General features: G+C 60.4%; 20 protein-coding genes and 1 pseudogene. 6 read left to right on the top strand and 15 right to left on the bottom strand.

Translation table 11 applies throughout. The annotated features are described in order from the left end of the window. Nucleotides 1-20: 20 nt before the first annotated feature. The 10 genes from ACYU70_RS19590 to ACYU70_RS19545 all read right to left on the bottom strand — a co-directional run bounded on the left by ACYU70_RS19590 (nucleotide 21) and on the right by ACYU70_RS19545 (nucleotide 12,487). Nucleotides 21-1,748: a M28 family metallopeptidase gene (locus ACYU70_RS19590; RefSeq protein ID WP_342300775.1), complete on the bottom strand. Its 1,728-nt coding sequence runs from the start codon at nucleotides 1,746-1,748 to the stop codon at nucleotides 21-23. 40 nt (nucleotides 1,749-1,788) lie between these two features. After that, entirely contained in the window at nucleotides 1,789-2,403 is a 615-nt protein-coding gene (locus ACYU70_RS19585) for a TetR/AcrR family transcriptional regulator (protein ID WP_342300777.1), read from the bottom strand. Nucleotides 2,404-2,471: 68 nt separating this feature from the next. Continuing rightward, complete coding sequence (locus ACYU70_RS19580) at nucleotides 2,472-3,149, bottom strand: carotenoid biosynthesis protein (protein ID WP_342300778.1); 678 nt, start codon at nucleotides 3,147-3,149, stop codon at nucleotides 2,472-2,474. Nucleotides 3,150-3,294: 145 nt separating this feature from the next. Beyond that, a complete protein-coding gene (gene crtD, locus ACYU70_RS19575; RefSeq protein ID WP_460616082.1) occupies nucleotides 3,295-4,800 on the bottom strand; it encodes a phytoene desaturase family protein in 1,506 nt (501 codons plus the stop codon). Between the two features lie 119 nt (nucleotides 4,801-4,919). Further along, a complete protein-coding gene (locus ACYU70_RS19570) occupies nucleotides 4,920-6,116 on the bottom strand; it encodes a class I SAM-dependent rRNA methyltransferase (protein WP_425293336.1) in 1,197 nt (398 codons plus the stop codon). Between the two features lie 46 nt (nucleotides 6,117-6,162). Then, a complete protein-coding gene (locus ACYU70_RS19565) occupies nucleotides 6,163-6,603 on the bottom strand; it encodes an SRPBCC family protein (RefSeq protein ID WP_342299252.1) in 441 nt (146 codons plus the stop codon). Nucleotides 6,604-6,712: 109 nt separating this feature from the next. After that, nucleotides 6,713-9,691, bottom strand: a complete 2,979-nt coding sequence (locus tag ACYU70_RS19560) for an SNF2-related protein (protein WP_342299253.1) — start codon at nucleotides 9,689-9,691, stop codon at nucleotides 6,713-6,715. Between the two features lie 130 nt (nucleotides 9,692-9,821). Beyond that, complete coding sequence (locus tag ACYU70_RS19555; protein ID WP_342299255.1) at nucleotides 9,822-11,054, bottom strand: ABC transporter permease; 1,233 nt, start codon at nucleotides 11,052-11,054, stop codon at nucleotides 9,822-9,824. Between the two features lie 168 nt (nucleotides 11,055-11,222). Beyond that, nucleotides 11,223-12,032, bottom strand: a complete 810-nt coding sequence (locus tag ACYU70_RS19550; RefSeq protein ID WP_342299258.1) for a class I SAM-dependent methyltransferase — start codon at nucleotides 12,030-12,032, stop codon at nucleotides 11,223-11,225. Nucleotides 12,033-12,079: 47 nt separating this feature from the next. Then, nucleotides 12,080-12,487 (bottom strand): ribosome-binding factor A, encoded by a 408-nt coding sequence (locus tag ACYU70_RS19545; protein ID WP_342299260.1) that lies wholly within the window; start codon nucleotides 12,485-12,487, stop codon nucleotides 12,080-12,082. Nucleotides 12,488-12,668: 181 nt separating this feature from the next. Between ACYU70_RS19545 and ACYU70_RS19540 the strand changes: the two genes are divergently transcribed. After that, nucleotides 12,669-14,078 (top strand): hypothetical protein, encoded by a 1,410-nt coding sequence (locus ACYU70_RS19540; protein ID WP_342299262.1) that lies wholly within the window; start codon nucleotides 12,669-12,671, stop codon nucleotides 14,076-14,078. A gap of 3 nt (nucleotides 14,079-14,081) precedes the next feature. On the opposite strand, the gene ACYU70_RS19535 is transcribed toward ACYU70_RS19540, so the two are convergent. From ACYU70_RS19535 to ACYU70_RS19525, 3 genes are all read right to left on the bottom strand, one after another. Beyond that, a complete protein-coding gene (locus ACYU70_RS19535) occupies nucleotides 14,082-14,675 on the bottom strand; it encodes a hypothetical protein (protein ID WP_342299263.1) in 594 nt (197 codons plus the stop codon). 21 nt (nucleotides 14,676-14,696) lie between these two features. Continuing rightward, nucleotides 14,697-15,734, bottom strand: a complete 1,038-nt coding sequence (gene selD / locus ACYU70_RS19530; protein WP_342299265.1) for a selenide, water dikinase SelD — start codon at nucleotides 15,732-15,734, stop codon at nucleotides 14,697-14,699. A gap of 115 nt (nucleotides 15,735-15,849) precedes the next feature. Beyond that, nucleotides 15,850-16,404, bottom strand: coding sequence for a DUF2911 domain-containing protein (locus ACYU70_RS19525; protein ID WP_425293334.1), 555 nt, complete (start codon nucleotides 16,402-16,404; stop codon nucleotides 15,850-15,852). A gap of 331 nt (nucleotides 16,405-16,735) precedes the next feature. Between ACYU70_RS19525 and ACYU70_RS19520 the strand changes: the two genes are divergently transcribed. The 3 genes and pseudogenes from ACYU70_RS19520 (at nucleotide 16,736) to infB (ending at nucleotide 21,904) form a co-directional block, all read left to right on the top strand. Then, nucleotides 16,736-17,206: an LSm family protein gene (locus ACYU70_RS19520; RefSeq protein ID WP_342299266.1), complete on the top strand. Its 471-nt coding sequence runs from the start codon at nucleotides 16,736-16,738 to the stop codon at nucleotides 17,204-17,206. Between the two features lie 17 nt (nucleotides 17,207-17,223). Further along, nucleotides 17,224-18,456 (top strand): annotated as a pseudogene (gene nusA / locus ACYU70_RS19515) (transcription termination factor NusA); the annotation flags it as partial. Between the two features lie 346 nt (nucleotides 18,457-18,802). Then, nucleotides 18,803-21,904, top strand: a complete 3,102-nt coding sequence (infB, locus tag ACYU70_RS19510) for a translation initiation factor IF-2 (protein ID WP_342299267.1) — start codon at nucleotides 18,803-18,805, stop codon at nucleotides 21,902-21,904. 224 nt (nucleotides 21,905-22,128) lie between these two features. Here infB and ACYU70_RS19505 read toward each other — a convergent pair whose 3' ends face one another. Both ACYU70_RS19505 and mscL read right to left on the bottom strand, forming a co-directional pair. Continuing rightward, nucleotides 22,129-22,578: a hypothetical protein gene (locus ACYU70_RS19505; RefSeq protein ID WP_342299270.1), complete on the bottom strand. Its 450-nt coding sequence runs from the start codon at nucleotides 22,576-22,578 to the stop codon at nucleotides 22,129-22,131. Nucleotides 22,579-22,817: 239 nt separating this feature from the next. Beyond that, nucleotides 22,818-23,246: a large conductance mechanosensitive channel protein MscL gene (mscL, locus tag ACYU70_RS19500; RefSeq protein ID WP_342299272.1), complete on the bottom strand. Its 429-nt coding sequence runs from the start codon at nucleotides 23,244-23,246 to the stop codon at nucleotides 22,818-22,820. A gap of 241 nt (nucleotides 23,247-23,487) precedes the next feature. Here mscL and ACYU70_RS19495 point away from each other — a divergent pair, with 241 nt between their 5' ends. Continuing rightward, the gene (locus ACYU70_RS19495; RefSeq protein WP_342299273.1) at nucleotides 23,488-24,279 is read left to right on the top strand and encodes an enoyl-CoA hydratase/isomerase family protein; all 792 of its coding nucleotides are present in this window, start codon (nucleotides 23,488-23,490) and stop codon (nucleotides 24,277-24,279) included. A 211-nt stretch (nucleotides 24,280-24,490) separates the two neighbouring features. Next, complete coding sequence (locus tag ACYU70_RS19490; protein WP_342299275.1) at nucleotides 24,491-26,005, top strand: lipopolysaccharide biosynthesis protein; 1,515 nt, start codon at nucleotides 24,491-24,493, stop codon at nucleotides 26,003-26,005. Nucleotides 26,006-26,027: the final 22 nt, after the last annotated feature.

Raw genomic sequence — 26,027 nt, 5'->3', positions numbered from 1 at the left:
TCTACACCCCCTAATAAGCTCTACTTCCCGGCCCGGCTTTTCTCCCGCGTGGCCTTGAACTCCGACCCCTCCTTCCACTTCGGAAAAGCGGTTTCCCCGGCCAGCTTCTGGCCTACGCGGAACAGCAGGCGGGCATCCTCAGCCGCGCCGCGCAGGTCCCATTTGGAGTCGAACTGGTCGGCGGGCTGGTGGTAGGCTTTCTCTTCGAAGTCCTTACGCTGCTTTTCGGCGAAGGCTTTGCCGTGCAGGCGGCTCTCGAACTGCCCGCTGGCGTAAAGCGCCGGAATGCCCACTTTGGCGAAGCTGAAATGGTCGGAGCGGTAGAAGCTGCCGGTTTCGGGGTGCTGGAAGGGGATGACGTAGCGGTTCTGCTCCTTGGCGGCCGCGCGGGCGTAGTCATCCAGTTCCGACTGCCCGTAGCCGATGATGGTCAAATCGCGCATTGGCCCGAAGGCCAGCAACTCGTCCATATTAATGTCGGCCACCGTGCTGGCTACCGGGAACAGCGGATGCTGAGCGTAATAATCCGAGCCCAGCAATCCCTGCTCCTCGCCAGTCACGGCCAGAAACACGATGCTGCGCTGCGGCTTCTCCTTCGCTTGCTTGAGGGCGGTGGCAATGGCCAGCAGGCCGGCGCAGCCGCTGGCGTTGTCGAGCGCGCCGTTGTAAATCGAGTCGCCCGCAATCGGCTTGCCAATGCCCAAGTGGTCCCAGTGCGCCGAGTAGATGATGTATTCCTTGGGCCGGGTGGTACCGGGCAGCACGGCCACCACGTTTTTCGAGGTTTTGCGCGTGATTTTGTTGTGGATGGTGGTGCTCAGGCTCAGGTTCATCATCCGGCCGCGGAAGCCGGGGCGGTTGGCGGCGGCGTAGGCTTCGTCGTAGCTCTGGCCCGAAGCTGTGAAGAGGCGTTTGGCTGCGTCGAGGGTCATCCAGCCTTCGAGGGCCACTTTGCTGGCCCCGTGGTCGGGCGTTTGGGGGTGCAGCTTGGCGCCGCCGTTGCTGCTTTGCACCACCGTCCAGGGGTAGGAGGCAGGCTTGGTGTCGTGGATGATGAGCAAGCCGGTGGCACCGTGGCGGGCGGCCTCCTCGTATTTATACATCCAGCGGCCATAATACGTCATGGCCTTGCCCTTGAACATGGTGGTGTCGTTGCCCGCGTTGCCGGGGTCGTTGATGAGCACTACCACGGTCTTGCCCTTCACGTCGAGGCCCGCGTAATCGTCCCAATTATACTCGGGGGCCGTCACGCCATACCCGGCAAACACCAGCGGCGAATTCTTGATGCTGATAACCGGCTTTTCCTGCTCTGTCAGGAACATGAAATCCTGCCGATACTTCAGCTGCAAGGTCTTGCCGTTGCCCGTCACCGTCGCAATCGAGTCGGGCTTGCCCGCGATTTCCACCAGCGGCACCGCCTGGAAATACGAGCCATTGGCCCCCGGCTGCAAGCCCAGCTTTTTGAATTCTGAAGCCAAATAAGCTGTGGCCTTTTCCTCGCCCACCGTAAACGGCCGCCGGCCCTGAAACTCATCCGACGCCAGCACCTTGATGTGCTGTGCCATGAGCGCAGGCGTGATGCCGTCGTTCGGGGCCGGCACGCTGGCCGTGTCGGTGGGGGCGGCTTCGGTTTCGGTTGGGGCCGTCGTCGTGGCCGTTTCCGACGACGAGGTTTTGCCCTGGCAGCCCGCCAGCAGCAGGCCCGCGGCGGCCGGCACCAGCCAGCCGCTTAGTAGTGATAAACGCATCGGTACAGAGAGTTACCCCCGGCCGCGACGCCGGAGCTGCCTACAGCCGGGCAAAATGCTCGGCCGCAATCCGCGCGCCTTCATCGGTGCAGATGCCCCGAATGTAGTACAGGAAAATGCTGCGGAAAACCTCGCGCATGTTGTAGCGGTCGGGCGGGAACACCTGCGGGTTGAGCATCACGTTGAGCTGCTCAATCAGAATTTTGGTAACCAGCTGAATATTAATGTCGGAACGGAACAGCCGGCTGCGAATTCCATCATTAAGCAGCTGCTGCAGCTGAGGACCCGAGTAGGAACTGAGGTGATTCATCACGGCGTCCCAGGTTTGCGGGAAGCCGGTTTGCAAATCGACGTAGTAATTGCTCGGCACGGCAGCCAGGTCGCGCAGTCCCAACTGCAACAGGCCATAAAGCCGCTCCACAGCCGACGGATACTGGGCGTACAATGCGACGTGTTCGCGCTTCTGGCGCTCCATGTCGGCCAAGATGGCGTGGTGCACCAGTAGCTCGCGGCTGGGAAACTGGGCCGTCAGGTCGGGCTCGGAGGTGTGCAGGGCGGTGGCCAGCACCGCATCGGGCGCATCGTGCAGGCCGTAGCGGTAAAAGACCGGAATGGCGGCTTCCAAAGAAGCCGTCGGCAGCGTAAAATCAGGCATCTACAGGAAAGAGTAAGTCAGTTTTCAAAGAGAAGAATGAGTCGCGAATTGGCCCCGCGCCGCGCGGGCTAGATGGCCCCGAGCAGGAAAAAGAACAGCAGCTGCGTGATGTACACCAATGGCACCAATGGGTTACGTTTGGTGAAGGTGGTGCGATTGAACAGCATCTGCAAGATACAGGCAAAGATGAACCAGTCGCGGAAGTTCTGGAACGGAATTACGCCGGCCGACCAATGCCAGAAATCAAACCGCCCGGCCACCGGCTCCAGGCAGGCATCGAAGCCCACCATGAGCCCGGCCGCCAGCAGAATGCGCGGCAGCTCGCCCAGCGGCAGGTAGCGCACCAGCGTACCGCACAGGTAAGTTAGCACCAGCCAATTCAGGGCAATCATGGGAGGCACGCCTTTGAAGGGCTGGGTATCGAATAGTTTAAAGCCCAGCGTGTCGCCGTAGGTGTAATGCCCGAAAAACCGCCCCGTGTTCACGCCCACAAACTCGGCCCCGAAGCCCAGCAGCATCACCGTGAGGCAAAAGCCCCAGAAACTAGCATCGCGCTTGGGCTGAAACCACAGCAGCAGCAAGGCCGTGAGCCCGAGCGTGAGCGGCGTGAAGTGCAGGTAGAAATCGGGGTTTTTGGAAAAAGCCAACCCCACGAAACCGGTGAAATGAAACAGCAACACCAGGCCCTGGGCCACGCGCAGCCGGCGGTTAGTCGCGGCCGGGAGCGGCTCGGTGTAATCAACCATGTATTTGAAGGAGGATGAAGTCTAATCGTCTGTCATCCTGAGCGCAGCGAAGGACCTTGTCACGTCTGCCTGATTTGAGATTACTGCTAATCGTTCAGACGTGAGAAGGTCCTTCGCTATGCTCAGGATGACAAATGATTAAAACTCACGCATCATTAATTAAAGAAGAAACGATTTTGGCCGACAGCAGGCACAGCGGAATGCCGCCGCCCGGATGCACCGAACCACCGCAAAAGTACAGCCCTTCGAGCCGCCCCGAAAAATTGGGGTGCCGCAGGAAGGCTGCCAGCGCATTGTTGCTGGAGCTGCCGTAGAGCGCCCCGCCAAACGACGAGGTATCGGCGGCAATGCCGGGCGGCGTCCAGGTTTTTTCGGTGGCAATCAGCGGCTCGATGTCGGTGCCCAGCGCTTGGCTCAGCTTACGCAGCACCGTAGCGCGGGTTTTCGCGGTAAGAGTGGCCCAGTCCTGGCCCTGGTCGTAGGGCACATTCACCATCACAAACCAGTTTTCGTGGCCGGGCGGGGCGTCGGTGAGCGTTTTTTTAGAGGTGATGTTCACGTACACCGTCACGTCATCGGCCACGGTTTGCTGCTGAAAAATGGCCTCGAATTCCCGCTGATAATCAGCAGAGAAAAAGATGTTGTGCAAATCCAACTCGGGGAATTCGCGGGTGATGCCCCAGTAAAAAATAAGCGCCGAGGAGGAGCGGGGCTGGCTCAGGGTGCGCTCGGGCGCGGGCTCGCGGGGCAGCAGGCGGCGGTAGGTAGGCACCACGTCCATGTTGCTCACCACCCGGCCAAAATCGTACACGTCCTGCGCTGTGCGCATGCCCGTTACGCGGCCATCGGCCACGATGATTTCCTCCACAGCTTCGTTGTAGCGGAATTTCACGCCGAACTCCGTCGCTAGCTTCACCAGACTTTCGGCAATTGCATAAATCCCGCCCTCTGGATAAAAAGCCCCAATGCCGTGTTCCAGGTGCGGAATCATGCTCAGCGTAGCCGGGGCCTGGTAGGGGTCCGAGCCGTTGTAGGTTGCATAGCGGTCGAAGAGCTGCACGAGGCGCGGGTCGCGGCCGAAGGCTTTCTCGTGGCGCTGGTGCATGGTGCCCAGCAGGCCGAGTTGCGGCAGAGCTGCCACGGCTTTCAGTGTTTCGGGGCTGAAGTAAGTGCCGGCCTTGTGCAGAGATTTATGCAGAAAAGTGCCCGCCGTGGCATCGTACGCTTGGCCAGCGCGGGCCAGAAACTGCGTGACGGCCGCCGCCGGCGTACCCAGCTTTTCTTCCACCTCCACCGCAAATTTTGCCGCCTCTGCCCAGGCTGTGAGCCGCGTGCCGTCGGCAAAGAAGTAGTTGGTGATGGGGTCGAGCCGCTCGTAGCGGAAGTAGTCGGCCGGCTCGCGCTGGGCCAGCCGGAAAATATCGTCCACCAGTTGCGGCAGCGTAAACAACGACGGCCCGGCATCGAACCGGTACCCACCGGGCAGTGCAAACTGGTGCATCTTGCCCCCGAACGTGGCCCCGGCCTCAAATACCGTGACTGGGTGCCCGGCCACCGCCAGCCGCGCCGCCGTGGCCAGCCCCGCAATGCCCGCGCCGATGACGGCCACGGGCTGCCGGGAAGGAGAGATTTTGGCTTTCTTTTTAAACACTGGACTGCTAACCGCCGCAGCGGGGGGAGAAGTTTAGCCGAAGTGGCCAAAAATAAAACGGCGCTCCGGCGCAGACGTTTTTTGTCCACGCCGGAGCGCCGCTTTATTGCTAAAATAGGCTATTCCACCGCCAGCACCAGCCCTTTCAGGTAAGCGCCTTCCGGGTGGAACAAGCTCACCGGATGGTCGGCAGGCTGGGTGAGGCGGTGCAGGATGCGCGCCGGCCGGCCCGCCTCGATGGCTGCTGCCAGCACCGCGCCCTCAAACAATTCGGGGCTCACGACTTGCGAACACGAGAACGTAAACAGCAGCCCGCCGGGCGCGAGGTGCGCTATACCGGCCGCGTTCAGGCGCTTGTAGCCCATCAAGGCCGCGTGGCGGGCCCCCATGTGCTTGGCGAAAGCGGGCGGGTCGAGCACCAGCAAATCGTACTGAGCCGAGTGGTTTTTGAGGAAGCCCAGCACGTCGTCGGGGTAAGCGGCGTGGCGGTTGGCATGGTTCGATAGCTCGGCGTTGCGCTCGGTGAGGGCAATGGCTTTCTTGCTCGAATCGACGGAGTGAACCAGCTCAGCGCCAGCTTCCAAAGCATAAACGGAGAAGCCGCCAGTGTAGCAGAATGTGTTGAGAACCTTACGGCCGGGCGAGTAACGGGCCAGCAGGGCGCGGTTGTCGCGCTGGTCGATGAAGAAGCCGGTTTTCTGGCCGGTTTCCCAATCCACGGCAAACTGGTGGCCGTTTTCGGTCACCACGTGCTCGGTGCCCGAGCTTTCGCCGAACAGGTAACCGTTTTGGGCATCGGGCACGGCGTTGCCGGGCACGGTTTCGGCGCTCTTATCGTAAATGGCGCGCAGCTTATCGCCGAACACCACTTGCAGCGCGGCCGCGATTTCGGGCCGGGCGCGGTACATGCCCACGCTGTGGGCCTGCACCACGGCGGTGTCGCCATACACGTCGATGATGAGGCCGGGCAGGCCGTCGCCCTCGGCGTGCACTAGGCGGAATACGTTGGTATCGGCCGTGCCGGTCAGGGCCAGGCGCTGGCGCAGGCGGTAGGCATTGCCCAGCTTGTCTTCCCAATATTTTGCCGTTGGCAATTCGGATTCGGGGCCGAAATCCAGCATTCGCACGGCAATGGAGCCGCCGCTGGAGAAGTGGCCCACGCCCAGCAGCTCGCCGTTGATGGCTTCGACGCGCACGGGCTCGCCCTCGCGGGGCTCGCCCAATACGCGGGCAATGGCCCCCGAGAACACCCAAGGGTGGCGGCGGCGCAGGCTGTGGTCTTTTCCGTTTTTGAGGACGATGGTGGCGGGGTTCAGCATAGTGTGCAAAGGTACGGCCCCGCGCCGGGCCGGCTTGTCCCACCTACTTGAACCAGCGCCGGTAAATGGGCCGTCGCCAAGCAAACTGCGCCCACATGGCCGGGTATATCACCACATCGAGCAGGCGCGAAGCCGTGCGGTATTCCAGCGCATCCACAATCACGCTGCCACCATTGGGGTCGGGCTGAACAAGGTGACGGTGCCGCCAGAACTGCAGCGGCGGCGGCAGAATCTGGCCTTCATCCACGAAAAAATGGGTGCCGTCGGGCTGCACGCCATCGTCCACAATCAGCGAAGTCCAGGGCAGACGCTTCACCAACGTATCGAGCTCAATTTCAACCCGGTTGCCGGTGCGGCAGCCATCGAAACGTAGCAGCCGCAGCCTCGGAAACGGCGGGGCCAGAGCCACAAATAACTCGCGGGTGAAGCCGGCCATGACCGCGGCCGGAGACTGAGAAACGGCGGTGCGGAGGGTGACGTGCATGGGTTGCTAACCCCAGCCGCAGGCAATTGTTGGCCGAGCCCTATTGATAATCACGCAAGCAGGCATCGGTGTACCTGCAAGAGGGAATTTGCCGTTGAACTCAGCTATTTTATCCCAACAACTCCTCAATATCCTCGCGGGTGAGGTGCTTAATCACAGCTTCGTCGGTGGCGATGAGCTCGCTCACCAAGGCCAGTTTGCGGCGTTGCAGAGCTAGGATTTTCTCCTCTACCGTGCCCTGGGTGATGAACTTGTAGGTGAACACCGGACGCTGCTGGCCGATGCGGTGGGCACGGTCCACGGCCTGGGCTTCCACGGCGGGGTTCCACCACGGGTCGAGGATGAAGACGTAGTCGGCGGCGGTGAGGTTGAGGCCTACGCCGCCAGCTTTGAGGCTGATGAGGAAGATTTTCAAGTCCTCCGTTTCCTGAAAGCGCGCTACTTCGGCGGGCCGGTCGCGGGTCGCGCCGTCGAGGTAGGCGTAGGGCATCTGACGCTCATCGAGTGCGGCGCGTACCAGGGATAGGTGTTGGACGAACTGGCTAAATACCAATACCTTGTGTCCTTCGGCCACCACGTTGCGAATCATGCGCAGCACTTCGCGTAGCTTGCCCGATTCGTGGGTGTAGTTTTCGTCGGCTAGGCGCGGGTGGTTAGCAATTTGGCGCAGGCGCGTGAGGCCCTGCAACAGCAGAAACTGCGTGCTGGCCGGGCCGTGTTCGTCGAGGTTGCGCAGGATTTTGTTGCGGTAGAAGCTCTTGGTTTCCTCGTAGGCATGGGCCTGCTCGTCCGTCATCTGGCAGTAGCTGAGCTGCTCCGTTTTAGCGGGCAGTTCTTTAGCTACCTGGGCTTTGTGGCGACGCAGAATGAACGGCTTGATGAGCGCGTGCAGGCGGCGGGTGCGGCCTTCGTCCTGGTCTTTCTCAATGGGCTTGAGGAATTCCTTGCGGAAAAACGCCTGCGTGCCCAGCAAGCCCGGGTTGATAAAGGACATCTGCGACCATAAGTCCATCGTGCTGTTCTCCACCGGCGTGCCCGTGAGGATGAGCCGGTGCTTGGAATGCAACTGCCGCACGGCCTGCGAGGTGGTGCTCGACGGGTTTTTGATGGCCTGCGACTCGTCCAGAATCACGTAGTCGAACTTGTAGCCGGCCAACAGCTCAGTATCGAGACGCACGATGCCGTAGCTGGTCAGCACCACGTCGTAGTCGGCGAAACGGTCGGGGTTTTTGTCGCGGTAAGTGCCGGTGTAGGCCAGCACGCGCAGCTCGGGCGTGAACTTCTGGGCCTCATTCAGCCAGTTGAAAACCAGTGAAGTAGGAAGCACCAACAGCGACGCAGCCCCTTGCGCCTCCCCGCTTTCGCGGCGATGCTGGAGCATGGCCAGCGTCTGAATGGTTTTGCCAAGCCCCATATCGTCGGCCAGGCAGCCGCCGAAATGGTAGTCCTGTACGAAGCGCAGCCAGTTGTAGCCCGCCTTCTGATAGGGGCGCAGTTCGCCTAGAAAACCTACGGGCAGCGGATGGTCTTCCACTTCGGCAAAGTCGCGCAGCTTTTCCAGCTTGCGGCCCATGCGCACGGTGGCCAACTCATTGCTTTGCAGGTCGGCTACTAAGGCGAGGTGGTGGCGACGCAGGTTAAGGCCGTCCTCGGTTTCTTCGCCGAAGGCAAACAGCTCCAGATAGTCCGTAAACCACTCGTCGGGGATGATGGCAATCTGGCCGTTGGGCAGCTTGAACTCGCGCCGACGTTGCAGAATGTGCCCCCGCAGCCGGATAAATGGCACTTCGATATCACCAAAGCGCACCGTGCCGCGCACGTCGAACCAGTCGCCCGCTTCCTGAATGCCCACCTGCACGCTGGTGGGACCGATAAAGTAATTTTTGGTGGCCGTAGCAGCGGCTTCTACTGTGTAGCCTAGCTCCGTAAGAGCAGGGGAATTATCGTGCAGCCACTTGAAGGCCTCGGCTTTGGGCAGGGAGGCGTGGCCATTGGCCACCACGAGGCGGCGCGCCTGGAGCTCTTCCACAGTGGCTTGCTCCTGCTCGGGGCTGCGTAGCAATCGGTGAAAAACGTAGCTGTCGGCCGTTTTTTCGAGGTGCACGCTCACGGGCTTGCTGGTGCCCAGCGGCATGAGGTGCGGGCCGTAGCGGAAGCTCAGCTCGAAGTGAATCTGTTCGGTTTCAGCCCCGGTGAGGAGGGGCGCGATGGGCTTGGGCAGCGGGATGCGACCCCGGCGCGGCGGGCCGGGCGGGCGCACGGGCGCTTCGGGCGCGGGCAGGACGGGTTGAGCGTCGCTGAATGTGAGCCGGGGCCGCGCCACGTAGCGCTCCGAGCGGATATCGAAACCCCGGGCGTGTACCTCGAAGGCCTCCATGAGCGGAGCCACAAATTTCTGGAAATAGCTTTCCTCCACCTGCCGGGGCACCACGATGAATTTCTTCTTCAAAAACGGCAGGAGCTTCTTGCCATCAACTTCGGTACGGAAGGTGTAGAGCAGGTCGTTGAGCAGCAGCCAGGCCGGTTGCAGGCACACCAATACCGCATCTTTGTATTGAAAATCAAGCTTCTGTCCCTGGTATTGGATGGTGGGGAAGTAGTGAGTGCCTTCCTCGTTGCGGCGGAAGTGGAACAGGATGGACGCCTTGGCCGGGGCCATGCCGATTTCCTTCCAGGTCGGCTCGCCATCACGGCCCATGATGAACACCTGCTTGCCCGCCAGCCGCGCCAGAATGCCGGCCATGCGGGTCTGCACGTACTTGGAAATGAGCTCCTGAAGCGGTTTGTCGCCCTTTTCAGCGTTGTAGGTCTTGAGGAAAAACTCGGCTGTAGCGATTTTGCGGGGCCAGAATTCTTTCACCACCGCTTCCTGCTGAATCTGGTCGCAGAGTTCTACCAACTCAAAGTCGGTAGCATCAAGACCGGCCGCGAACTCATGGGCATTTTTCCCCGAAACGGTCTGGTGCTGAAGCGTTAGCTGACCGCGTGGGCCAAGCTGGACCACGTAGGCCGCGAACAAGTGGCCCAGGAACTCGTGTTCGAAGAGCGAGTAGACGATTTGAAATGGTTCTGCGGTAGATACTTTCATAGCCGGGCACGCGGAAGGCGCAAGGTAGGGCAGAAAGCGGAAATTGGTGTAGTCGAGCTTTGCTGCCAGGGACGAATGCCCGGTCCTTACGGCAGAAAAAGCTCAACGATAACCCAAAAGTCGATAAACGCTATAAATTCTCGCGCAAGTCCAACTTGCTAGCATTCAGGGCGGGGCGAATACTTACGGCCAAGGTGATGACGATAATGGACACGCAGGTAAAAATTAGGTCCGAAGCCTGCATTTTTACGGGGTAAGCGTCCACCACGCTCGTGGCCATGCCCATGCTCACGAAACCAAACCGCTGCTGGAGCCAGCAGAGCGTGACCCCCAGAATGAGCCCGGTGGCCGCGCCCACCAGCGCCACAATGGCCCCCACGTACAGGAACGTGCGCCGTACCGTCTTCTGACTCGCGCCCATGGCAAGCAGCACCGAGATGTCCTTTTTCTTATCGATGACCAGCATCGAGAGCGAGAAAAAGATGTTGAGCGAGGCGATGAGCAGAATGAGCGTGAACGTGATGAACACGAACAGCTTCTCCACTTTGATGGCCTTGAACAGGCTGACGTGCTGCTCGTCGGAATCCTGCACTTTGAAATCCGGCCCGAGGAGGTTGCGGAGTTCGCCTTTCACCTTTTCGATTTCGAAGCTCTGGCCCACCTTCACATAGAGGGCCGTGCGGCGCGTGCCGTAGCCCAGCAGGCGCTGGGCGAAGGTGAGCGGCACGAAAATGTAGCTGTCGTCGATGTGCTGCTCGATGAGGAAAACGCCGCCGGCCGTCAGGTTCTGCTCGTTGAAGGCGTTTTCAGGATTGAAATCGAGGGTTTTTTTGCCGGGCGTGTTGCGCGGGTACAGCAGGCGCATGGGGGCCAGGCGGTTGTTGAGCGTGATGCTGAGTTCGTGCTGCACGCCCGCGCCCACCAGGGCCAGTTCCAGGCTGTCGCGGCGGAGGCGGTGGTCGCCCTCGCGGATGTTGGCATCAATCTGGCTCTGGCCGAAGTAGTTATCCGAAAGGCCGCGCATTTTTACCACCATCTGGCGGTCGTGGTATTGTAGCAGGGCGTTGTCCTCAATCACCTCCGTGAGCAGGGCCACGCCGGGCGTGTTTTCCAGCTTCATCAGGAAGGTGCGGTCCACGTCGAAGGCCTTGCCTTTGGTGGCCGAGATGACGAGGTTGGGGTCCGACTTGCCGTAGAGCGTGCGCACCAAGTCCTCCAGCCCGTTGAACACCGACAGCACGATAATCAGCGCCATGGTGCCCACCGCCACCCCAATCATCGAAATGTTGGAGATGATGGTGATGATGTTGCGCTTGTTCTTGGAACGGAAATAGCGCCGGGCAATGAGGATAGGTACGTTCATAAATCACGGAATCGTCGGGTAGCTCACGGATTATCCGGATGGGACGACGATTCCTGCGTGGGTTTTATCGGGGCGCTTTACGGCGTTAGCGTTCGGAAAGCTAAGGCAAAATGCGGGTTAAATGGTAACGACTACAATTTCAGGTGATTTGCCTGCTCAGGTAGCAGCTTACTTCCAGGCCTTCACGATGAGGCCGGTGCCGGAGTCGTGCGTGCTGCGGGCGTCGAGCCAGTTCAGCAACAGGCAAAACGGGAACACCACGGCGTAGTAGAACGGCAGCAGGATGAAAAAGGCGCGCGACTTGCCCAGCATCAGAATGGGGTATTTCATGCTCAGGCGCCACGAAATCTGGCCCGGCTCGCCGTAGCTGTAGCGGGCCTCGATGCGCTCAAAACCGGCGGTGCGCAGCTTCTGCTGAATCTCGCGGATGTTGTAGCCGTCGCGCACGTGCTCTTCGATGAAGCTCGTTTCGCCGTCGTCGTGCACGTCGGAGCCGCCCTGGTCGCTGGGGGTCGAAATGAGCAGCATGCCGCCGTCTTTCAGCGACGCGTGGATGTTGCGGAACACTTCCACATCTTCCAGAATGTGCTCCATCACATCAACGGACAGGGCCAGGTCGAAGGAATTGGGTTCCTGATACAGCACCAAATCCTGCACGGCAAACTGCACGTTCTTGCGGCCAATCTGGCGGAAAAACTGGTTGGAATCGGCCACCTGGTCGTCTTTCACGTCTACGGCCAGGATGTTCCATTTCGCGCTCAGCCCGCTCAGCCAGTAGGTATACTGGCCGTAGCCGGAGCCGGCATCGAGGATGTGCAGGGGTTCCTGGGTGCGGCCTTTGGCCCAGCGGCGCAGCTCCCGGTGCACGTGCCAGGTGCGCAACAGCAGCAAATCGAGCAGGTGATAAAACAGCCGGCGCAGCCACGGCGTGCGATTGAATACCTGGCCGAGCGTCTTCTTAATAGGGTCGTAGTACAAGGGGAATTCTGAATTCTGACTTACAAATTATGAATTCAACGACAGGCTTATTGGTCGTCTTTGGGGTTGAACAGGCGCGGGCGGGCGGGCTTGTCGTCGTCCTCCGAAGTGTCTTCCTTCGGCGCGTCCGGAATGTAGAGTGTGCCGAGCACTTGGTCCATGTGGGCGGCGTAGGCGGCGCTGTCGTCGTGGAAAAACACGAGTTCGGGCACCACGCGGGCCGTTTTGCGGATGCGCTTGGCCAGGGCGTGGCGGATTTCCTTGGCGTTATCCTTAATAATTTCGATGCGCTCGTTGGCATCGTTGCCCAGCAGCAGGCTGAGGTACACGCGAGCCTGTCCCAGGTCGGGCGTCACCTTCACCATGCTGATGCTGGGGGCCAGCCCGCCGCCGAACAGGTGTGGTAAGTCGCGCTGCAATACGGCCGCAAGCTCCTGTTGCAGGAGGCTGGCCATTTTTTGTTGTCGTTTGCTATCCATAATGACTGGCAAAGGTACGAGGTGTTTTTAAGGGCGTGAGGGTAAGAGGGTGTGAGGGTAGGAGGTATAGAAAAAGAATAGGCGGCAGCGTTGGGGGCGCACAATACCTTTGCGCTGTCTTCAGGCCCCGCCCACTCATCCCCTCATACCCTAACGAGTGCTCCGCTTTTTCAAAAGCTCGTTGCCCACGCAACTGCTGGCTCTGGTGCTGCTGGTGCTGGCCCTGCGCCTGCCGCTGCTCTGGTTCGGCCTGCCCCTGACGGCCGCCGAGCTGCGGGCCCTGCTGGTGGGCGAGCGGCTGCACGGCGGGGCCATGCCCTACCGCGACCTCTACGACGGTACCGCGCCGCTGGCCGCCGCCACCTTCGCCGCCCTCGATGCCGTGCTGGCGCGCCCCGTGTGGCTCTACCGCATGGTGGCGCTGGGGTTGCTGTTCATCCAAGGCCTGCGCCTGAACCTGGTGTTCAACCGCTACGACGTGCACCCTGAGCGCGGCTATGTGGCGGCCCTCACCTACCTGCTGGTGGGCAGCGTGAGCACCGATTTGGATGCGCTCTCGCCGCTGCTGCTGGGCAATACCTTCATCGTGTTTTCGCTGAGCGCGCTGCTGCCCACCTCCCGCGAGGGCTACGACAACCGCCGTCTGTTCCGGGCCGGGTTTCTCATTGGCTTGGGGGCGCTGTGCTACCTGCCGCTGAGCTTGTTTGTGATAGTGGGGCTGTTTGCGGTGGTGATTTTCGCGGCCAATTCCTTTCGTAGCTCGCTACTGCTGCTGTGCGGGTTTTTCTTCCCGTATGCGCTGGTGGCCACCTTTTTCTTTTATACCGATGCCCTGCCGGGCTTCGTGCAGTTCCACTTGCAGCCGGGCCTCACGGACCTCATTGCCAGCGGCCTGCCCGCCGGCCTGCAACTGCGCCTGCTGATTGTGCCCGTGCTGGTGCTGGTGCTGGCGTTGCTGCGGTCGCTGGGCACATCGCTGGGCCTAGTGTTCCAAATAAAGTTCCGCCAGATGATGCTGGTGTGGCTGGCCGTGGCCGCCGTGGCTGCCGCCGTGGAGCGCGGCGCGGCTCCTGGGGCGCTGGTGCTGCTGCTGCCGCCGGTGGCCTATTTCAGCCTGTTTCTGTGGCAGCGCTACCGCCAAAGCTGGCTGCTGGAGCTGTTGCTGCTGCTCATCATCAACGCCGTGGTGGTGCTGCGCTACCGCGCCCAGGTGCCGCGCCTCGAAAGCCTGCTGCACATGCCCGCCGAAAGCCGTTTCGGTCTGGAGCCCGACCCGCGCTACGCCGCCCTGCGCGGCCAGACGCTACTAATCCTCGGCCCCGACGACCGGGCTTATTTCAACAACCACCCCGCCACGCCCTACCTCGACTGGGCCCTGTCGCAAGTCGATTTCGGCCACCTCAACGAGTACGCTGCCGTGGTGCGCGTGGCCCAGAAAATGGGCCCCACGCCGCCCGCCTACCTGCTCGACCAAAGCCGCGTGGTGCCCCGCCTCCAACAGCTGCTGCCCAATATCTTCAGCGCCTACGAACCGACAAGCACGCCCGGCTTGTACAAGCGGAAGTAGGACCTACACCCAGCACCACGCCTTGGTGCGCCGCTCCGTGGGCAGGCTACGCAGAAAAGTGGCCAACGGCTCCAAATCGGTAAGTAATGCGGTAAGTATAATGGCACGGCCGTCGCGCAGGTGCAGCGTCAGGTAATCATATTTTGCCCAGAAGGTGCGGCGGGCACTACATGTCACACGCTCTACGCGGGCTAAATCGCGCCACTCAAACGGCACCCGTTGCCCGGCTTCATACACTTCAAACCGATTATCAACGGGCTGAAAAGCCAGCGTGGTTTCCCGATTCAGAATCCAGTAGCGCAGGTGCAGCAGCAGCGCCGGTCCACTTAGGGCCAGCGTAAAGAGCATAAATCCCGCCGTGAGCAGCCACTCAAAGGCGCTGACTTCGGCTCCACCCATGGCCACGGCGGGCAGTACGCTCAGCCCCGCGCCCAGCGCCAGCAGCGGCCAGAAGAGCAGCCGCAGCTGCCGCGCCGCCGTGGTCTGGTACACGTGGGTACGCTTTGAGAACAGCCCCGTGACCCAGCGCGCCGCCCCCAGCACCAGAAAAATGACCACGGCCGCTTCAATCAGCGGGCGGAAGAAAGAGGTTTTCATGCCTGAAAAGCCAGCTCCACGCTAGGCTTGCACCTGTACCCAGGCCTCGCCATCGGTGTGCGTCCGCAGGTGGCCGAAGCTCTCCAGCGCCAGCCCGTGCTTGGCAAAAACAGCCTCCACGGCCGCCCGCCCGGCGGGCTCCACGCACACCAGCAGGCCGCCCGAAGTCTGCGGGTCGCACAGCCACGCCCGCTGCTCGTCCGTTACCGGCCCGATTTTGTGGCCGTAGCTGGCCCAGTTGCGGCCGGTGCCGCCAGGCACGCTGCCCTGCTTCAAATAGCTTTCAGCCGCAGCGATGCGCGGCACTTTGCTGAAGTCAATTTCCGCCGTCAGGTGGCTGCCTTCGCACACTTCGGCCAAGTGCCCGAGCAGGCCGAAGCCCGTCACGTCCGTCAGGGCCGTCACGGCGGGCAGCTTGCTCAGCTCCGCCCCAATCTTATTGAGCTGCATCATCTGAGCCGGCGCAATGTTGGCATCCTCATCCCGCAGAATGCCCTTTTTCTGGGCTGTCGTCATGATGCCCACGCCCAGCGGCTTGGTCAGGAATAATTCCGAACCCGCCGTAGCCGTGTCGTTCTGCTTCAGGTCTTTGATGTCGACCATGCCCGTCACCGCCAGCCCAAAAATGGGCTCCGGCGAGTCGATGCTGTGCCCGCCCGCCAGCGGAATCCCGGCCTCGGCGCAGATGCTGCGGGCACCTTCCAGCACGCGGCGCGCCACCTCGGGCGGCAGCTTATCCACCGGCCAGCCCAGCACGGCGATGGCCAGCAGCGGCCGCCCGCCCATGGCGTACACATCCGAAATAGCATTGGCCGAGGCAATGCGCCCGAAATCGTACGCATCATCCACGATGGGCATGAAAAAGTCAGTAGTCGAAATCACCGCCTGTCCGCCGCCGATATCATATACGGCCGCGTCGTCGCGGCTGGCATTGCCCACCAACAGCTTCTCGTGCTGAGGCTGCGCAATGCTGGTGTGCAGCATTTGGTCGAGCACGGCTGGCGCGATTTTGCAGCCGCAGCCCGCACCGTGGCTGTATTGGGTGAGCTTGTATTCCATGATATTTCAGGTTGGGGTGGGTACAAAAGTATGTAGCGTGGACTCTGTGAGTCCGCGTGTGGAACGCCCCACACGCGGACTCACAGAGTCCACGCTACGATTCATGCAAACAATTCTACTTAATAGCCACCGGCAATTCCACATTTTCCCAGCGCAGCACCAACGCCTTAGGCGTTACCTCATACACTAGGCGCTCGGTCACGGCTGCCGTTTTGCGGGGCGTCACCATCACGCGCAGGGCGTCCTGCTTCTCATCGTACTTGAATGCACCCCACTGGTTCGGCACCTTGTTAAAGATGACTGTCCACTGGCCACTCTCCGCCGGAATCACAAAGAAGCCGTACTTGCCCGCCGGCAGCGGCTTGCCTTCTACTGTCACCGCCTTGCTGAATTCGACCGTGGTAGCCTCATTAGCCCCGGCGCGCCACACTTTGCCATAAGGCTCCAGCCCGCCGAAAATCTTGCGGCCCTTTACCCCCGGGCTACTATAGTTCACCGTCACATCGGCTGCGCCAATCTTGCCGGTAGCCGTAGCCGCCGGGCTTGGCTTCACCGCATCCTTAGCAGGAGCATGCATAGTAGTGGGCGTCGTCTGGGCATAAGCAGTCGTGCTGGCCAACGCCAGCGTCAGGCCGAAAGCGGCAGTGCGAAGAGTCGTGAAGGATTTCATGGGAATTTGGCGTTGAAAATGAGAGTGAATTGGGTCGTGAAGTTCGGTCGTCGACTCGCAAACTCCGCATCAGCCACTGAGGTTTACCAAAGACACTGATTGCCGCCAGAGTTGCAGAAGTTATTTCAACCCCTAAACGCGTCAGGCTCCCCTCTCCCCAAGGAGAGGGGTTGGGGGTGAGGTTCTGCCGCTTGCACCGTTGCTGCGGCCGCACTCGTTCCATATTGCATTCGGCCCCCAATTGTCGTACCTTTGCCCCGAAGTTGGTATTCAATCTGATAAAGAGGGGACGCGCAGTCCCCTCTTTTTTTGCCCGCTTGTTTCAAAAACTATGCACTTCGACCGCAACCTGCTGCTGGAAATGCTCCACGACGCCATCGGCGAAGAGGAGCTGTTCATCGTGAGCCTCACCGTGTCCGATTCGGTGCTGCCCAAGGTCACCGTCACTCTCGACGGCCCCAACGGCCTCGCCATTCAGGCCTGCGCTACCATCAGCCGCCGCCTGGCCCGCCGCATCGACGAGCACTACGGCGAAGAATCCGCGTATTCCCTGGAAGTCACCAGCCCCGGTGCCGACCAACCCCTCACCGACCCGCGCCAGTACCCGCGCCACATCGGCCGCTCGCTGGCCCTGAAACTGGCCGACGGCACCGAAAAAACCGGCACCCTCACTGCCGCCACCGCCGAAGGCGTAGAAATCGAGGAAGTCATCAAACAAAAAACCAAGAAAACCACCCTGCCCGCCGCATTCTATCCCTTCGGGGACATTACAGAGGCCAAGGTTGTTATCTCTTTCAAATAAATACAGTTCTGCCTCTTATGAACAGCCACGAACTCATTGAATCCTTCGGCGAATTTGCCCGGAGCAAGAACATCGACCGGCCCACGATGATGAGCATCCTGGACGACGTGTTTCGCACCATGATTCGCAAGAAGTACGACCAGGACGAAAACTTCGACGTCATCATCAACCCCGACAACGGTGACCTCGAAATCTGGCGCAACCGCGAAATCGTGGACGATAACTCGGAGGATATCTGGGACCACGATAAAATTCCGCTGGCCGAAGCTCAGAAAATCGAGCCCGACTTCGAGGTTGGCGAATCCGTAGCCGAAGGCGTGAAGCTGGAGGATTTCGGCCGCCGCGCCGTGCTCATGGCCCGCCAAACGCTGATTCAGCGCGTGAAAGACCTCGAGCGCGACAACCTGTACCAGAAATACAAGGACCAGGTGGGCGAAATCGTGACTGGCGAAGTGTACCAGGTGTGGAGCCGCGAGGCCCTCATCATGGACAAAGACGACAACGAGCTGGTGATGCCGAAAGGCGAGCAAATCCCCAAAGACCGTTTCCGCAAAGGCGACACCGTGCGCGCTGTAGTTCACCGCGTTGAGGTGATTAACGGCACGCCGAAAATCATCCTTTCCCGCGCAGCCCCCGCTTTCCTCGAGCGTTTGTTCGAACTGGAAGTGCCCGAGATTTACGATGGCCTCATCGTTATCAAAAACGTGGTGCGCGAGCCCGGCGAGCGCGCCAAAGTAGCCGTCGAAAGCTACGATGAGCGCATCGACCCTGTGGGTGCCTGCGTGGGCATGAAGGGCAGCCGCATCCACCCGGTGGTGCGCGAGCTGGAAAATGAGAATATCGACATTATCAATTACACGGATAACTTAGAGCTTTATATTGCGCGGGCACTATCGCCGGCCAAAGTAGGTTCTATGAAGATAAACCAGGAGAACGGCCGGGTTTCCGTGTTCATGAAACCTGACCAAGTAAGCCTGGCCATCGGCCGCGGCGGTGCCAACATCAAGCTGGCCAGCCGCTTGGTGGGCATGGAAATCGACGTATTCCGCGAAGCCATCGACTACGAGGAAGACATTTCGCTGGACGAGTTCCAGGACGAAATCGAGCCTTGGGTACTGGCCGAATTGAAAAAAATCGGTCTGGACACCGGCCGCGCCGTACTAGCTGTGAAGAAAGACGACATCGTGCGCCGCACGGAGTTGGAAGAGGAAATGGTGGACGATGTGTACCGCATTATCCGCCAAGAATTTGCCGACGACGAAGACCTCGACGAGAACTCGCTGGAAACGGCTAAAAACCGCGTTGCCGCTGGCAAAACGGACGATGCGACCGCCGAAGAAGCGGCCGTAACCCACGCCTCGGCTACCGAAACCGCTCCCGAGCATACCCCCTTGGAAACCGAAGTGACCAACGAAAACGAACCAACGACTGAGGAAGCGGGCGCGAGCTCTCCCGCCGAGCCAGCCCAATGACGGCCGCGCGGCCGGTACGGCAAGGGTAACAAATCGGGCCAGTAGGCACGGTTTGCACCCTGCTGGCAAGATTTAATGTAATACCTTTGCACTTAGAAGCGTATCGTTACGCGAGAAAAGATAAATGGCGGAAGCAACCCCGAAACGGCTACAACAGGCGGCCAAAGACCTGAATATTGGAATGGACAGGGTGGTAGAAGCCCTGGCCAAGAAAGGTATACAAGTAGAGAACAAGCCGACCACGAAGCTCACCGGTGAGCAAGTGGCCTCGCTGGAGAAGGAATTCGCGGCCTCTGCCCACGACCGTCAAGAAGCCCAGAAAGTCATTCAGGCCAAGCGCCAGAGCGACCTCGATGCGGCTCCAAAACCTGCTGCCCCAGCCCCGCGCCATGCGCCGGTGGCTACGCCCGCACCGGCTCCCAAGCCGGCCGCGCCGGTGGCACCCGTGGCCGCCGCTCCGGTGGCTGCTGCCCCAGCCCCGGCTGCTCCGGTAGCCCCCGCGGCTCCCGTTGCCGCCGCTCCGGCACCCACGCCAGCTCCCGAAGCACCCAGCGTGCCCGGCCTGAAAGTGCTGGGTAAAATCGAGCTGGACAGCAAAGGCCGCGTGGTTCCGCCCCGGCCGGTGGCTGCCGCTCCGGTAGCTCCAGCCCCGGTGGCTGCCGCTCCGACACCCGCACCCGCTCCGGCTCCCGTAGCAGCGAAAGTGGAAGCCCCAGTGGCTCCTGCTCCTAAAGTAGAATCTCCGGCTGCCTCGGCCCCGGTTGCCGCCCCGACTCCCGTAGCCCAGCCCGTAGCGAAAGCTGAGCCGGTGGCTCCGGCCCCAGTGGCTGCTGCTCCGGCCGCGCCTGTTGCTCCGGTAACTCCTCCGGCTGCTGCCGCTGCTACTCCCGTAGCCGCTGCTCCTGCTGAACCAGCCGCTACGCCCGAAGACACCAGCACTATCGTGGCCAAGTCAGACACGCTGAAAGGTCTGACTGTATTGGGCAAGATTGACTTGTCGTCCATCAACAATGACCGGCGTGGGCCGGGTGGCCGTGGTCCCCGCCCCATTGCTTCGTCGGATGTGAGCAAGCGCGGTTTGCCCGCTGGCCCTGGCCAGAAAAAGCGCACGCGCCTGCCCGGCCCTCCCGGCAGCACCACCTCGCCTCCCAGCCCCGGCTATCAGGGCAACCGCCCTGCTGGCGCTCCCGGCCAGGGTGGTGGCTACCAGGGCAACCGTCCCAACGGTGGCCCCGGCGGCAACCGTCCCGGTGGTCCCCAGCGTCCCGGCCAGAATACGGCTCCCAAGCCTAATGCACCCGCACTCACCCCTGAGCAGGCTGAAAAGCAGATTCAGGAGCAGATTAAGGCCACGTTGGCCAAGCTCGGTGGCAATAAGGGCGGCAATAATCAGAACCGCGCCAAGTACCGCCGCGACAAGCGCAGCATGCTGGCGGAGGACCGCGAGGCCCTGCGTGCACAGAACGAGCTCGACGCCAAGACCCTCAAGCTCACCGAATTCATCTCGGCCAATGATTTGGCTTCGCTGATGGATGTGAACGTGAACGAGGTGATTAAGGTGTGTCTGGGCATGGGCATGTTCGTGTCCATCAACCAGCGCCTTGATGCTGAAGCCATCACCGTGATTGCCGACGAATTTGGCTTTGACGTGGAATTCCTGTCGGCTGAAGAAGAGGAGATTGATGTGGATGCCGGCGATGCTGAGGAAGACCTCAAGCCCCGCGCCCCCATCGTGACCATCATGGGCCACGTCGACCACGGCAAAACGTCGCTGCTTGACTACATCCGCGATGCGAGTGTGGCCAAAGGCGAAGCCGGTGGTATCACCCAGCACATTGGTGCTTATGAGGTTCGCACCAAATCAGGTCAGCCTATCACGTTCCTTGATACGCCTGGTCACGAAGCCTTTACGGCTATGCGTGCCCGTGGTGCCAAGGTGACGGACATTGCCATCATCGTGGTGGCGGCTGACGACTCGGTGATGCCGCAGACGAAGGAAGCCATCAACCACGCGCAAGCGGCTGGGGTGCCGATTATCATCGCCCTCAACAAGATTGACAAGCCCACCGCTAACCCCGAGAAAATCCGCGAGGAGCTTTCCCAGATTAACATTCTGGTGGAAGAATGGGGTGGCAAATACCAGAGCCAGGAGGTTTCGGCCAAATCGGGCATTGGTATAGAAGACCTGCTCGAAAAGGTGCTGCTGGAGGCTGAATTGCTCGACCTGAAAGCCAACCCCGACCGTGGTGCCATCGGCACCGTGATTGAAGCCTCGCTGGACAAAGGCCGTGGCTACGTAACCACCGTGCTGGTGCAAACCGGCACGCTGAACGTGGGCGACGTGATTCTGGCCGGCCCGCACTTTGGTCGCGTGAAGGCCATGACGGACCACCGTGGTAAGAAAATGAAGTCGGCACCGCCCGCAACGCCGGTGCAGGTACTCGGTCTGACCGGGGCCCCGCAGGCCGGCGACCGTATCCAGGTAATGGAGACGGAGCGCGAAGCCCGCGAAATCGCTACCCAGCGTCTGCAACTGGCCCGTGAGCAAACCATCCGGACCAAGAAGCACATCACGCTGGACGAAATTGGTCGCCGTTTGGCAATCGGCTCGTTCAAGGAACTCAACATCCTGGTGAAGGGCGACGTGGACGGCTCGGTGGAAGCACTTTCCGACTCGCTGCTGAAACTGAGCACGCCGGAAGTAAAGGTGAACATCCTATCGAAAGGGGTGGGCGCTATTTCCGAAAGCGACGTGCTTCTGGCTTCGGCTTCTGACGCCATCATTATTGGCTTCCAGGTACGGCCCTCGCAGAGTGCCCGTAAGTTGGCTGAGAATGAGCAGATTGATATCCGCCTGTACTCCATCATTTACAACGCCATCAACGAGGTGAAGGATGCCATGGAAGGCATGCTGGCCCCGACGGTGCAGGAGGTGGTGACGGCCAATGCCGAAGTACGGATGGTGTTCAACATCACCAAAGTGGGCACCATTGCCGGCTGTATGATGACGGAAGGCACCCTGACCCGCAAAACCAAGGTGCGCGTGGTTCGCAATGGCATCGTGATGTACACGGGCGATATCCAGGACCTCAAGCGTTTCAAAGACGACGTGAGCGAGGTGCGCCAGGGCTACGAATGTGGTATCTCCATCAAAGGCTTCAACGAGCTGCAGGAAGGCGATAACATCGAAGGCTTCGAAGAAAAGGAAATCAAGCGTACGCTCTAAGACCACGGATTCGCTCGGATTTTTCGGATTCCACGGATTTTGTGGACGTGTATTGAAAAACAAAAAGGTTTGCCATCCGGCAAGCCTTTTTGTTTTTTGCGTCATTGTTAAACTTTGAAAACAAACGAAAAAGGCTGCCCGATGAGGCAGCCTTTTTTGATATCTGACAACTGAAATCGTCTACAAAATCCGTGGAATCCGAAAAATCCGAGCGAATCCGTGGTCTAGAAAAAGAGAAATCTGTGTTGGCCCTTGTGCTTGTGCACCAACGGCTTACCAGCCGGATTGGAACTGCCCGGGGTATGGCCCGTGCCGCGCTTGCTAACATAGCCGGGCTTGCCGGGGGTGGCTTTAAACTTGCGGACCATGAAGCCGTTGCCGCTGCGGTTGGAGTCGAACTGGCGCTCGGGTCCCCGGGCACCGAAGCTGGTGTTACCGGTGCGGGCTTCGAGGAGCTCAAGCTGCTGGTCGCGCTTCACTTCGTCGGGCGTCATGGCGGCGCGGCGCTGGTTGCGGGCTAATTCCTGGGCGTTGTTGGCCGTGGTGACGCGGGCGCCTTCTTCGCTGGTGGCTTTGCCGGGCATGGGGAATGCCGGCCCGGTTTGGGCGTGGGCCGCTGAGGCAGCTCCAAAACTCAAGCCGCCAAAAAGTGCGGCAACAAACAATATTTTCATGGGGCGCGATGGTGGTGAGGGGAGCAGGATAGCGGCCTAACGATTGAGAGAAGTGGGTGGTTCAATGCAGGTATCCAAAAGGACGGCCTGCGGCGTTAGGCTGCCCCTAAGTTCGCAACTTATTTTGAATCGACCAATTAACCAGCTTGAATAAAATGACTGGTTGAAGCAAAAAAGCGAAAACCGTGGCCTGCCACTCGGTAAACCACGGTTTTTTCTGGGTGAACGGAATGGGCGACTTAGGCGCGGCCGGCACGCAACGAATCGCGGATTTCGGCCAGCAGGAGTTGCTCTTTAGTGGGGGCGGGCTCGGCGGCTACCACTACTTCGGCGGGCCGTTTGAAGCGGTTGGCGAGCTTAACCACCCAGAAAATGACGAAGGCAATGATGAGGAAGTAGATGATGGCATTGATGAAGTTGCCGTAGGCAATAGTGGCAGCTTTGGCATCCTGGGCGGCTTTTAGGGTGTCGTAGTGCTTGCCATCGAGGGTGAAAAACTTCTCGTTGAAGTCGATGCCGCTGGTGAACACGCTGAGAATGGGCATGATGATGTCGTCGGTGAGCGAGGACACGATTTTGCCGAATGCGCCGCCGATGATGACGCCGACCGCCAGGTCGAGCACATTGCCTTTGGAGATGAACTCCTTGAATTCGGAAACAAAGCCCATTGTAGTAAGAGGTTAGGTGTGAAAAAAGAGTAGGGTATGGCGCTAAAGCTACTTATTTAAATTCAAATAGCTATACCTGATTGCCGATGCAAAGCTGGCTTGTTTTGGCTTAGGTGGGCAGATGGTTTCGTTGGGGCGGGATGCTGGGGCGGCGAACCGGGGTATTAACCCGACCGGCACGGGGCGGCGCGTGTCCTATCTTTGGCGCTGCCAACCGCATTTCGGGGCTTCCTCTCTGCTTATGTCTGCTTCTTTCGAAAACCTGCTTTACGACCTGGACGCCGCCAGCGGCATCCTCACCATCACCATCAACCGGCCCACCAAGCTCAATGCGCTGAACGCGGCCACGATAGCCGACATCGACGCGGCCGTGCAGCAGGCGCTGGCCGAGCCGCAGGTGCGCGGCATTATCCTGACGGGCAGCGGCGAGAAGGCCTTCGTGGCCGGCGCGGATATCGCGGAGCTGGCGGCCCTCACGCCGGAGCGGGCCGGCCGGGCCTCGCTGGCGGGACAAGAGGCATTTGCCCGCATCGAAGCCAGTACCAAGCCGGTGGTAGCAGCCGTGAACGGCTTCGCGCTGGGCGGTGGCTGCGAGTTGGCCATGGCCTGCCACATGCGCGTGGCTTCGGACAATGCCCGTTTTGGGCAGCCGGAAGTGAACCTGGGCCTGCCGCCCGGCTACGGCGGCACCCAGCGCCTGCCGCAGCTTATCGGTAAGGGCAAGGCCATTGAGCTGCTGCTAACGGCCGATATGGTGAAAGCCGACGAAGCCCTGCGCCTCGGCTTGGTGAACCATGTGGTGCCGCAGGCGGAGCTACTGCCGTTCTGCACGCAGCTGCTGAACAAGATTCTGGGCAAGGCCCCGCTGGCTGTGGGCTTGGTGCTGGACTGCGTGAACGCGCACTACACCAAAGGCGCCGATGGCTACGAAACCGAAGCCCGGGCATTTGAGCGGGCGTTTGAGAGCGAGGATTTCAAGGAAGGCACCACGGCTTTTGTGGAGAAGCGGCCGGCGGTGTTCACCGGGAAATAATGTTGAGGATTGTCATTGCGGGCGCAATGCAGTGGAGCGCGGCAATTCGTCCTGTTTTCAGCGACCAGCTTTCTTGCTGTGACAACTCCCTTTAACTGCTGGCACCGCGTCGTATTTGTTTTATAGAGGCTGGTGCTTATCACAATTCAGGGCTTATCACATTGGAAGGACGGATTGCCGCGCTCCACTGCGTTTTGCTCGCAATGACAATATGAGTGCAATTGCCAAAAGATTAGCCTCGCAAACGGCCGTGTATGGCGTGAGCAGCATTGTGGGCCGGGTGCTCACGTATTTGCTGGTGCCGATATACACGGCGGCGTTTTCGGCGGCGGAGTACGGGGTGGTGACGGGGCTGTACGCCTACGTGTCGTTTCTGAACGTGGTGTTTACCTACGGCATGGAAACCACGTTTTTCCGCTTCGCCAACCGGGCGGGTGCTGACCGCAAGGAGCTGTACGACCGGGTGCTGAGCCTGCTATTTGTGAGCACGGCCGGCCTCACGGTGCTGCTGATGCTGCTGGCGCGCCCGCTGCTGAGCCTGTTGGAAATACCGCCTGGGCACGAGCAATACGCGGTGTGGGTGGCCCTGATTCTGGGGCTGGATGCGCTGACGGCCATCCCGTTTGCCCGGTTGCGGCTGGAGAACAAGGCGCGCAAGTTTGCCGGTATCAAGCTGGCCGGCATCATCGCCAACGTGGCGCTGAACCTGTTTTTCATCGTGCTCTGCCCGGCGGTGATGAGCGGCAAATGGCTGACCTTTTTGCAGCCGCTGGTGGCGCGGGTGTACGACCCCACGGTGGGCGTGGGCTATGTTTTCTTATCGAACCTCTTTGCCAGCGGCCTTACGCTGCTGCTGCTGTGGCGCGAGCTGCTGGATTTCCGCTTTCGGCTGAATCTATCGTTGCTGCAGCCGCTGCTGGGCTATGCTTTCCCGCTGATGCTGATGGGGCTGGCCGGCATGGTGAACGAGACGCTGGACCGCATTCTGCTGCCCAAGTGGCTGCCCGATAATTTCTATCCCGGCCAGAGCAGCCTCACGGCAGTGGGTATTTATGGGGCGTGCTATAAGCTGAGCATCTTCATGTCGCTGGTCATTCAGGCGTTCCGCTACGCGGCCGAGCCGTTCTTCTTCGCTCAAAGCACGGAGAGGAACTCGCCGGCCACGTTTGCCATGATATTGAAGTGGTTTACGCTGTGCTGCGCGGTAATTTTCGTGGGAATTAGCCTGAATGTGGAGGATTTCGGGCGGCTGTTTCTGCGGCGGCCGGAGTATTTGCAGGGGCTGGTGGTGGTGCCCATTCTGCTGCTGGCTAATCTGTTTCTGGGCGTTTATTACAACCTGTCGGTATGGTTTAAGCTCACCGATAAGACGTATTACGGCACCTACATCGGGGCGGGCGGGGCGGTACTTACTATTGCCCTCAACTTCGTGCTGATTCCGCTGCTGGGCTACCTGGGCTCGGCCATTGCCACGCTGGCCTGTTATTTCATGATGGCGGTGTTGTGCTGGCGTCTGGGCGAGCGGCATTTCCCGGTGCCGTATCCGGCGGTGCGGCTGGGGCTGTGGCTGGTATTTGCCTCGGGGCTGGTGGCACTAGGCTGGTGGGTGCAACCGGCGGGCTGGTGGGTGCGTCACGCCTGGCACGCGGGCCTCACGGTGGCCTTCCTGCTGGCGCTGTACGCGGTGGAGCGGCCCCGCCCGGCATTGAATGTTGCCAAAGTGTAATGCGGTTGGGATAGTATAGGCC

It is taken from the genome of Hymenobacter segetis (genome assembly GCF_054776495.1).
This window is presented reverse-complemented; position numbering and strand designations above follow the sequence as displayed.